Here is a 3482-nt window from a genome sequence, read left to right on the forward strand (position 1 = left end):
CTTTAGAAGTGTGCTTTTTCCACAACCGTTTTCACCGATTATACCGATAAATTTTTTCTCTTTTATATTTAATTTTATATTTTTTAAAATATCTCTTTTCTCTATTTTAAAATCTAGGTTATCTATTTTAATCACAATTATCCTCCAAAATTATAACTATTTTTTCTTAACATACTCATAAAAAATGGAGCACCTAACATAGATGTTATGACTCCTATTGGAATCTCTTGTGTTTTAAATATCGTTCTTGTTAAAGTGTCTGTTCCCAACAAAAATAGAGCACCTAAAAGGATTGCACATGGAATCAATCTTTTATGATTACTTCCAACTAATCCCCTACATATATGGGGAATAACCAGTCCCACAAAGCCTATCACTCCAGTTGCTGAAACTATAAAGCCAGTTAAAAAAGTTGAGATAATAACTATAAAAAATCTTAATCTTTTAACATCAACTCCCAATGTTTCTGCTAACTCGTCTCCAGCTATTAAGATATTCAACTCTCTATATTTTAGGGATACTAAGATAGTTGATATCACTAGAACCATAAATAGTGTCATTAAATTCTCCCATCTAGCTCCAGCTAAACTTCCAGAGATCCAAAACATAGCTCCTCTCAACTGAGATTCATTTTTAGCTGTTGTCACTAAAAATGTTGTAATTCCAGAAAATAGAGATGACACTGCAACTCCTATTAAAACCAATTTTGTACTGGAATACCCTCCATTTCCAGCTAAATAAAAAACTAAAAATGCTGTAAATGTACCAAAAATAAATGCTCCTACCCCTGGAGAAAAACTCCAACCTAAAACATTTCCCAGTACAATGGATATAACTGCCCCTGTGCTAGCTCCAGAAGATATCCCCAGAATATATGGACTCGCTAAGGAGTTCTTTGTCAATGCTTGCATCAAAATGCCCACTAAAGACAGACCAGCTCCCCCTAATAAGGCTAAAATAACTCTTGGTACTCTCAAATTCCAAACAATCATCTCTGTAGATTTTTTCCATTCAATAGAAAAAACCTCTTTACTAAAAAATTTATTTATTAATATTTTCCAAACGTGAGTTGGAGAAAGAGAAACGCTTCCTATTGTAACTGCCACTGTTCCTAAAATTATGATTAAAATAAGAGAGCTTATAATTATATTTTTATCCTTTACTTTCACTTTTTATCCTCACTTAATCTATTGGAAATGATCTCTATACCTTTACTTATCTTTATTCCTGAAGAGATATAACTCAGTGGAACTCTTATAAATCTATCTTTTTTTACCGCTTCTAGCTGAGCAATTGGAGAATCATTTTTTAAATACCTCACCTTTTTGTCATAGCTTGTATTTCCATAATCTACAATCACAATAAACTCAGGATTTTCATCTAGTACTTTTTCCCAAGTTCCAACTCCAAAAGCAAACTTTGTATCCTTAAAGATGTTGTCTCCCCCAGCTATTTCAATTATACTGTTCCCAATACCATTTCCACCTACTACAAATGGAGCTGACTCTTGACTATCATATGCAAATACCTTAATACTTTTTCTATTTTTATTTTTCTCTTTAACCTCTTCTATATCTTTTTTCATATTTTCTATAACATTTTTAGCATTCTCTTTTAAGTTAAAAATATCTCCAAAAGTTAAGATATCCTCATATACATCCTCAATTTTATGGGAATCTTGAGATTTTGGAAAAAATACATTCACCCCATTCTCCTCTAGCTCCTCCTTTGTTCCTAAATTTTTAGGAGTTGCTATAGATTTCCATCCCGTTAAAAAGTTTGGATTCAATGCATAAAATTGCTCCTTTGTTGGAGCTCCTTTAGATAAAACTGGAATTTTATCATATTTCTCTTTTAACTCAGGAAGTATCTCATCATCTAAATAAGCTGTTCCTAAAAGTTGATTTTCAGCTCCAATGGCCAATAAAATCTCTGTTGTAAACTGTGATGTTGAAACTGCTCTTATATTCTCTGTAGAAAAACTTAAAGTAGTTATCAATAAAAATAATAGTATTTTTTTCATAATCTCTCCTTTTAATAAAAAGCGGAAGAGCTTATCTCTTTCAAATTAATGAGAAGCTTTTCTCCCTTTAGCATACTCTGCTTTTTTTACTAATATATCTTCTGGTTGAGTATTTTCTAACTCTTTTGCCTTTTCTATAAAGATATTTTGAACAGATTCAATCTCTCCTAACCCCTTTAAATTTACCTCTACCTCAAAACCATTTTCCTCTAAAGCTTCTTTCCAATCCTCAGCTATATCGTTCTTAGCGTGGTCTCCAGCAACAAACATAAGTGGCATCAAAGTAACTTTCCTTTTCTTATCTCTCTTTAGCTCCTTCACAACATTATCTAATCCAGGGTATCCTTGAACTGTTCCAATATATATTGGTCTCTCTAAATCTCTAGTCACATAGGCTAACATTGGATATGATGACAGAGCTGGATGTTCCGTTCCATGTCCTATCATAACTATTCCTTCATCCTCTTTTAAATCCTTATACTCTTCCTCTATAATATTTACTAGCTTAAAGTAATCCTCTACCCCTGTCAATAGTGGGCTTCCAATTCTAATATCCTCAAACTTATCTGAGAATAACTCCACCTCTCTTTTTAAGGCTTCCATCTCTGTTCCATTGATTATATAAGTTGGCTGCACTATCACATGCTGATATCCTTTAGCCGCTAATTTTTCCAAAATTTGAGTGGTATTTAGATTTTCTATTCCTCTTTTTAGAAGAATTCTATTTATAATTCTTGATGTATAGACCTGAAAAAAATCTAACTTATCAAACTCTTTTTTTATTTTTTCATTTATTATATCGATTGTTTTCTCTTTTGTATCCTCATGTGTAGTTCCAAAATGTGCCACTACAATTGCACCCTTTTCCATATTTTTATAAAAGTTCATCTCTAATCTCCCCATATCAATTTTAATATATCTATTTTCTTAATTAAAAATTTTTACCAATAAAAAAAACCTCCCTTTTGGAAACACTAAAAGAGAAGCGTAAAAAACATTACCTTCTCTGTCCTCGCAGAATTTTAAATAATGGCAGGTCTCCTGACTTAGATTCGCCCTACTCACAGCCCTTCCCAAGATTCTAACAACCTCAGTGGTATTACTGTTTTCGTCCCCTATACAGTGGCGGGACCGCTTGAGATTTGCACTCAATTCCCTTTTAATCAAATTGAACCATTATATTTTTATCTAAATTAATATTAACACTTTATCGTACAAATTTCAATCAAATTATCTAAAATTTATAACATTATCATCTATTATTTATATTATTTATATCTAGAAGTATTGACTTTTACATAAAAAAAACGTTACTATTAAATTAGAAAAACAATGTATATTAAGGAGAAATTTTTTATGAAAAAAACATCTTTTGGCACTCTTATCCACTAGTTGAGAAAGGAAAATAAACTTCTTCTTCTATTTCTAAGCGTTAGATTAGCTATGACAGGTATAGATG

Annotated in this window: 4 protein-coding genes and 1 riboswitch; all 4 genes read right to left on the reverse strand. The window is 31.5% G+C overall.

Going from position 1 to position 3482, the window contains the following annotated elements; genetic code table 11:
* Positions 1–135, reverse strand: a 135-nt coding sequence (locus tag ACMOUI_RS10415) for an ATP-binding cassette domain-containing protein (RefSeq protein WP_418965636.1), incomplete at its 3' end; no start/stop codon positions are given.
* 2 nt (positions 136–137) lie between these two features.
* Positions 138–1169, reverse strand: a complete 1032-nt coding sequence (locus tag ACMOUI_RS10420; RefSeq protein ID WP_418965633.1) for a FecCD family ABC transporter permease — start codon at positions 1167–1169, stop codon at positions 138–140.
* On the reverse strand, positions 1166–2023 hold the full coding sequence (locus tag ACMOUI_RS10425) for an ABC transporter substrate-binding protein (protein WP_418965634.1): 858 nt from the start codon (positions 2021–2023) through the stop codon (positions 1166–1168). The genes ACMOUI_RS10420 and ACMOUI_RS10425 overlap by 4 nt, the downstream gene beginning before the upstream one ends.
* 45 nt (positions 2024–2068) lie before the next feature.
* On the reverse strand, positions 2069–2911 hold the full coding sequence (locus ACMOUI_RS10430; RefSeq protein ID WP_418965635.1) for a sirohydrochlorin cobaltochelatase: 843 nt from the start codon (positions 2909–2911) through the stop codon (positions 2069–2071).
* 125 nt (positions 2912–3036) lie between these two features.
* Positions 3037–3216: riboswitch (cobalamin riboswitch) on the reverse strand.
* Between the last annotated feature and the right edge of the window lie 266 nt (positions 3217–3482).

This window comes from Cetobacterium sp. (genome assembly GCF_048470075.1).
In the GTDB taxonomy this organism is placed as follows: Bacteria; Fusobacteriota; Fusobacteriia; order Fusobacteriales; family Fusobacteriaceae; genus Cetobacterium_A.

Bases quoted from the DNA above. Each gene is read 5' to 3' on its own strand.
- ACMOUI_RS10425 (WP_418965634.1), bottom strand. From the start codon at position 2,023: ATGAAAAAAATACTATTATTTTTATTGATAACTACTTTAAGTTTTTCT.
- ACMOUI_RS10430 (WP_418965635.1), bottom strand. From the start codon at position 2,911: ATGAACTTTTATAAAAATATGGAAAAGGGTGCAATTGTAGTGGCACAT.